This is a genomic window from Isoptericola sp. S6320L (assembly GCF_023015685.1).
GTDB lineage: Bacteria > Actinomycetota > Actinomycetes > Actinomycetales > Cellulomonadaceae > Isoptericola > Isoptericola halotolerans_A.
In genome coordinates this window covers 22,825-29,069 of sequence record NZ_JALKAT010000041.1, presented here as the reverse complement: position 1 = coordinate 29,069, position 6,245 = coordinate 22,825, and the positions used below count along the sequence as shown (strand labels likewise).

5 protein-coding genes are annotated in these 6,245 nt (G+C 74.6%); 3 read left to right on the top strand and 2 right to left on the bottom strand.

The genetic code is table 11. The annotated features are described in order from the left end of the window. The first annotated feature begins 60 nt into the window (after nucleotides 1–60). The 3 genes from MWU57_RS16390 to MWU57_RS16380 are packed head-to-tail and all read left to right on the top strand — an operon-like array spanning nucleotide 61 to nucleotide 2,986. Nucleotides 61–1,209, top strand: coding sequence for a Gfo/Idh/MocA family protein (locus MWU57_RS16390; protein WP_246910664.1), 1,149 nt, complete (start codon nucleotides 61–63; stop codon nucleotides 1,207–1,209). Next, nucleotides 1,206–2,252, top strand: a complete 1,047-nt coding sequence (locus MWU57_RS16385; protein ID WP_246910661.1) for a PmoA family protein — start codon at nucleotides 1,206–1,208, stop codon at nucleotides 2,250–2,252. Before MWU57_RS16390 ends, MWU57_RS16385 begins: the two co-directional genes overlap by 4 nt. Further along, nucleotides 2,249–2,986: a cupin domain-containing protein gene (locus MWU57_RS16380; RefSeq protein WP_308221199.1), complete on the top strand. Its 738-nt coding sequence runs from the start codon at nucleotides 2,249–2,251 to the stop codon at nucleotides 2,984–2,986. Before MWU57_RS16385 ends, MWU57_RS16380 begins: the two co-directional genes overlap by 4 nt. A 10-nt stretch (nucleotides 2,987–2,996) precedes the next feature. On the opposite strand, the gene MWU57_RS16375 is transcribed toward MWU57_RS16380, so the two are convergent. Next, nucleotides 2,997–5,060, bottom strand: a complete 2,064-nt coding sequence (locus MWU57_RS16375; RefSeq protein WP_246910658.1) for a beta-galactosidase — start codon at nucleotides 5,058–5,060, stop codon at nucleotides 2,997–2,999. 65 nt (nucleotides 5,061–5,125) lie between these two features. Continuing rightward, nucleotides 5,126–6,148 (bottom strand): LacI family DNA-binding transcriptional regulator, encoded by a 1,023-nt coding sequence (locus tag MWU57_RS16370; protein WP_246910656.1) that lies wholly within the window; start codon nucleotides 6,146–6,148, stop codon nucleotides 5,126–5,128. Nucleotides 6,149–6,245: the final 97 nt, after the last annotated feature.

Genomic DNA, 6,245 nt, shown 5'->3' with positions numbered 1-6,245 from the left:
GGGTCTACCCCGCGCTCGTTCTGACAACTCCTTCACGACGACGACTGAGAGAGTGGAACGATGAAGGTCAGCATCCTGGGAGCCGGCGCGATCGCCCACGCCCACGCCGAGGCGGTGCGCGCGGTCGCACAGCACGACGGCCTTGAGGGCGTCGAGCTGAGCGGGGTCGTCGACGTCGACGCCGCGCGCGCCGAGGAGTTCGCCGCGCGGCACGGCATCGCCCGGCACGGTACCGACCTGCACGAGCTGCTCGCCTCCGGCGAGGTCGACGTCCTGCACGTCTGCACCCCGCCCTCCCTCCACCTGGAGCAGGCTCGCGCGGCCCTGGCGGCCGGGGTGCACGTCGTCGTCGAGAAGCCCGCCGTGCTCTCGCTGGCCGAGATCGACGCCATGGCCGAGGCCGAGCGGGCCGCCACCGGCGGGGCCCGGTTCACCCAGATCGTCCAGCACCGGTTCGGCGCCGGGGCGCTCCGGCTGCGGCGCCTGCTGGCGGACGGCGTGCTCGGCCGTCCGCTCGTCGCCACGTGCGACACCCTCTGGTTCCGGCCGCCGGAGTACTTCGACGTGCCGTGGCGCGGCCGGTTCGACACCGAGGGCGGCGGGCCCACGATGGGCCACGGCATCCACCAGTTCGACCTGCTCCTGTCCGTCCTCGGGGAGTGGACCGAGGTGCGTGCCATGGCGGGCCGCCTGGCCCGCGACGTCGACACCGAGGACGTGTCGATGGCGATGGTCCGCTTCGCCTCGGGGGCGATGGCCAGCATCACCAACTCGCTGCTCTCCCCGCGCCAGACCTCCGCGCTGCGTGTCGACACCGAGCGCGCGACGGTCGAGCTCGAGCACCTCTACGGCTACGACGACGACGCCTGGCGGGTCACGGCGGCCCCCGGTCACGAGGACGTGCTGCGGGCATGGTCCGACGACGGCGCAGCGGCGCAGGAGCGCGTCGACGAGGGCCGCTCGGGCCACCTCGCCCAGCTCGTGCCGACCTACCGCGCGCTGGTCGCCGGGGAGGCGCCGCCCATCACCGTCGCGGACGCCCGCGGCACCCTGGAGCTCGCCGCCGCGATCTACCGCTCCGCGTTCACGGGCGAGACGGTGGTCCGTGGGCAGATTTCCGCCGGTGACCCGTTCTACGACAGCATGGGTGGCACGGGGGCACCGTGGCCCCCGGTCAAGGACGTCCCGGCTCAGGAGGCCACCCCATGAGCGTCACCCTGGACAGCGACGGCAGCGCGATGACCGGCTCGCGCGACGACGTCGACCTCTTCGCGTACGTGTACCGGCCCGACGACGTCCCCTACGAGAGCCCGCGTCCCTACCTGCACCCGTTGCGGACCCGAGGCGGCGCGGTGGTCTCCGCGTACCGCCCGTGGGACCACGTGTGGCACAAGGGCATCGCGTGGTCGCTCCCGCACGTCGGCCCCTGGAACTTCTGGGGCGGGCCCAACTACGTCCACGCCGAGCGGGGCTACGTCGACCTGCACAACGACGGCTCGATGGAGCACGAGCAGTTCACCGCCGTCGGTCCCTGCGGGTTCGTCGAGGAGCTGTCCTGGCGCACCCCGGCGACGACCGGACGGGACGGCTCTGACGTCCCGGGCGACGTCGTGGTCCGCGAGGAGCGCAGCGTGCAGGTCCTGCTGCCGGCGGCCGCGCCGGACGTCTGGGTGCTCACCTTCACCTCCACGATGACCAACGTCTCCGACGGTCCGCTCGACATCGGGAGCCCGACGACCAACGGCCGGGAGAACGCCGGCTACGGCGGTCTGTTCTGGCGCGGTCCGCGCTCGTTCACCGGCGGGCAGGTGCTGCTGCCGGCGAGCGACGGGACCGGTGTGGTCGCGGACGCGGAGGACGCGCGCGGCCTGCGGGCCGAGTGGCTCGGGTTCGTCGGGCGGCACGACGGCGCCGCGCCCCCGGCCGGCCCCGGGCAGCAGGGCGGCTCGCGGGCCTCCACGGTGCTCATGGTCGACCCGGGGACCAACCCCGGCGGCACGCCGCAGTGGTTCGTGCGGTCGGAGCCGTTCGCCTGCGTGTGCCCCGCGCCGTTCTTCAGCGCGGAGGTGCCGTTCGCGTCCGGCGAGACGCTGGTCTTCACCTACGCCGTCGTGATCGCCGACGGCGAGTCCGACGGCGCGCGGGGCGTCGAGCTCGCCCGGCTCGGCCGGCAGGTGCTCGCCGGTGAGGGCGGGGTGCTCGAGCCCGGCCACGTCGATCCGTCGCAGCCGCCCGCCCCGGTGCGGTCGTGACGGGGCTGCCCGTCTTTCCCGGCGGGACGTCGGTCAGCCACCTGCGGGTCTACGACTGGCCGGCGCCCGACGCCCCGGAGGGCAGCGGGTCGCCGCACCTGCACACCACGTCGACCGAGGCGTACGTGACGTTGTCCGGCCACGGCCGGGTCGAGACGCTGGGGCCCGAAGGGTTCGCGGTGCACGACCTGACGCCGGGGCGGATCGTCTGGTTCGGCCCGGGCGTCGTGCACCGGGCGGTGAACGGAGGGGGCCTCGAGGTGCTCGTCGTGATGTCGAACGCCGGGCTGCCGGAGTCCGGCGACGCCGTCATCACCTTCCCGGCCGACGTGCTCGCGGACGCCGACCGGTACGCCCGTGCCGCGGCGCTGCCCCGCGGCGAGGACGGGGCCACCGACACCGACGTGGCGGCGGCCGCCCGGGCGCGGCGGGACCTGGCGCTCGAGGGCTACGCCGCGCTGCGGGACGCCGTCGGGCAGCACGGCCCCGCCGCGCTGGAGCCGCTGCACGACGCCGCGGCGCGCCTCGTGGCCCCGCGGACGGCGGCGTGGCGCGAGACCTGGGAGGCGTCGGTCGGCCACGCGGCGGGCCAGACCGACGCGGCGCTCGAGGCGCTGGCCGACGCCTCGGCGGTCACGCTGGACGAGGGCCGCGTGGCGGTCGCCGACGCGACCGGTGGCCCCCGCCGCTACGGCATGTGCGGACGGCTGCGCACCTGGCCGCTGGCGCCCTGAGCCGCCGCGCTCACCCCTGGCGGACCACGCGGACCGCGCCGGCCGGCACGGCGAGCTCGCCGGCCACGGCGGCGCCGTCGATCAGCTCGGTCCCGGCGACGCCGGCGAGCGTGGCGTCCACGCCCGTGTGGTTCAGCGCGAACAGCCACGTGGTGGCGCCGTCGGCGGAGCGCCGCCGCACGACCTCGACCCCGGCCGGGGCGACGACGTCGGGCGCGACGCCGGACTCCTCCACGAGGCGGCCGACGAGCGCGTCGCGCCCCGCCCGGTCCAGGCGGGTGCCCACGTACCAGGCGGCGCCCGGCCCCACGGCGCGCCGGGTGACGGCCGGGTGTCCTGCCAGCGCGCCGTCGTCGTAGGCCGCCACGACCTCCGTGCCGTCGTGCGCGTGCGTCTTCTCGGTCCAGAGGTCGGCGGTGGCGTCGCCCCCGACGGCCTTGCCCGTCACCCGCACCGTCTCGTCGGCCTGCAGGGGGTAGAACTCCTCGGTGCGCAGACCGAGGAGGTCGCGGAAGGCGCCGGGGTAGCCGCCGAGGCGCACGTGGTCGTGGGTGTCGACGATGCCGGAGAAGAACGTGATCGCCACCGTCGCGCCCCGCTCGGCGGCGCGGGCGAGGTTCGCCGCACCCGCGTCGTCCACGAGGTACAGCGTGGGGACGACGACGAGGTCGTAGCCGTCCAGGTCGGCGTCCGGGGTGACCGTGTCGACGGTGACCCCCTGCTCCCACAGCGCCGTGTACCAGGAGCGCACCTCGTCCATGTAGCGCAGGTCCTGGGTGGGGTGGGAGTCCAGCTCGGCCGCCCACCACGCGGGATAGTCCACGACGAGGGCCGCGCGCGCCGCGACGCGGGAGCCGCGCACCTCGCCCAGCGCACGCAGCGTGCGCCCGAGCTCGACCGTGCCGCGCCAGACGTCCGTGTCGGTGCCGGCGTGCGGCACCATCGCCGAGTGGAACTTCTCGGCCCCGGCCCGGGACTGCCGCCACTGGAAGAACATCACGGAGTCGGCCCCGCGGGCCACGTGCTGCAGCGAGTTGCGCAGCATCTCGCCGGGCGCCTTGGTGCGGTTGCGCTGCTGCCAGTTGACGGCCGACGTCGAGTGCTCCATGAGGATCCACGGGTCGCCGTGGGCCACGCCGCGCGCGAGGTCCGCCGACAGGGCGAGCTCGACGTGCCGCTCGGGGTCCGCGGCGATCGTGTAGTGGTCGTTGGCGACCACGTCGAGGTCGTCCGCCCACGAGAAGTAGTCCATGCCCTTGGTCGCCGACGTGGTCATGAGGTTCGTCGTCGTGGGCACGTGCGGGGTGAGCTCGCGCAGGGTGTCCCGCAGGTCCCGGTAGTAGTCGAGCAGCGCGTCGGAGCTGAAGCGGTCGAAGTCGAGCTGCTGGCCGGGGTTGATGAACGCGGGGACGGTCAGCGGCGGCAGCACGTCGTCGAACCCGCCGTACCGCTGCGACCAGAAGGCGGTGGCCCAGGCCTCGTTGAGCGCCTCGACGGTGCCGTAGCGCGCACGCAGCCACTCCCGGAAGGCCTGCGCGGCGGCGTCCGAGTAGTCCCGCGGGACGTGGCAGCCGATCTCGTTGTCGACGTGCCACAGGGCCAGCGCCGGGTGGTCGCCGTAGCGCTCGGCCATCCGGGCGGTCATCCGCAGGGCGTAGTCGCGGTGGACGGGGTGCGTGACGGCGTAGGACTGCCGGCCGCCCTGGTGCAGCACGGTGCCGTCGGCGAGGCGCGGCAGGATCTCGGGGTGCCGGCGGGTGAGCCACGGCGGCGGGGAGGCGGTGGCCGTGGCGAGCGCCACCTGGATCCCGGCGGCGTGCAGCGAGTCCATCGTCTCGTCGAGCCACGTCCAGTCGAGCTCGCCCTCGCGGGGCTCGAGCGTCGCCCAGGAGAAGATCGCGACGCTCAGGAGGTTCACCCCGGCCTCGCGCATGAGGCGCACGTCCTCGTCACGGACCTCGGCGGGCCACTGCTCGGGGTTGTAGTCGCCGCCGAAGCCGAGGCCGTCGAGCTGCGCGTTCCACGGCCGCACGGCGGTGGCGTCGAAAGAGTCGGGGGTGGTGCGTCGTCGCATGGCGGAAGTCTGCCATAAATCGATTCAAAATCGAACCGCGACGCCGGGCGTGGGCCGCGGACGTCCTACGCCGGCGCGGACGTCGAGGACTCGCGGACCACGAGCTCGGGCTGGAACACCACGTGCTCGGCCGAGGCGTCGCCGCCGCGCAGCATGAGGTCCGCCGCCCGCGTCCCCAGCTCGTGCCGCGGCTGGCGCACGGAGGTGAGCGGGGTGGCGAGCTCCGCCGCGAAGGTGACGTCGTCGTACCCGACGAGGGCGACGTCGTCGGGCACCGACAGCCCGGCCCGGCGCAGCGTGCGCAGGGCGCCGAGCGCCACGAGGTCGTTGACGCAGAACACGGCGGTCGGGCGGTCCGGAGCGTCCAGGAGGGCGCGGATGCCGGCCTCGCCGCCGTCCGCGTCGAGGCTGACGGTGACCTCGACCAGTGCCTCGTCGGGATCGCGCCCCGCCTCGGCGAGCGCCAGGCGCACGCCCTCGAGGCGGTCGGCGCACTGGCGGATCGAGTGTGCCCCGTTGAGGAAGGCGAGGCGGGTGTGCCCCTGGTCGAGCAGGTGGCGGGTCGCCATGGCACCGCCGTTGACGTCGTCCACCGCCACGGAGGACACGGACTCCACCGGAGAGGGGTGGTCCAGCAGGACGACGCCGATCCCGCGTTCCCGCACGGCGAGCAGGTGCTCGATGCTGTCGGCCGTCGGGACGACCATCACGCCGCGCACGCCGTGCTCCTCGAACAGGCGCAGGTACCGGGCCTCGCGCTCCGGGTCGCGGTCCGAGCTGGCCACCATCAGCGTGTAGTCGTCGGCGGTGAGCCGTTCCTCGATCCCGCGCGTGACGTCGGTGAAGAACGGGTTGGAGATGTCCAGCACGATCGCGCCGACGGTCGTGATGCGCCCGGCGCGGAGCTGGCGCGCCGAGCCGTTGCGCACGAACGACAGCTCGGCGATGGCTGCCTCGACGCGCTTGCGGGTGCCGGGGGAGACGCGGTCGGGCCGGTTGAGCACGTTCGACACCGTGCCGACGGAGACGCCGGCGTGCCGCGCGACGTCCGAGATGGACGTGCGGCGGTGCTGCGTGCGGGGCGGCATGGGGTTCCCTCTCCTCGTCGACAGGTCCCGGGTCCGGGTGCGGCGGTCGGTGGACCGCTACCGGGATCGTAACGGTTCGTGCGGGGAGCGGACGAAG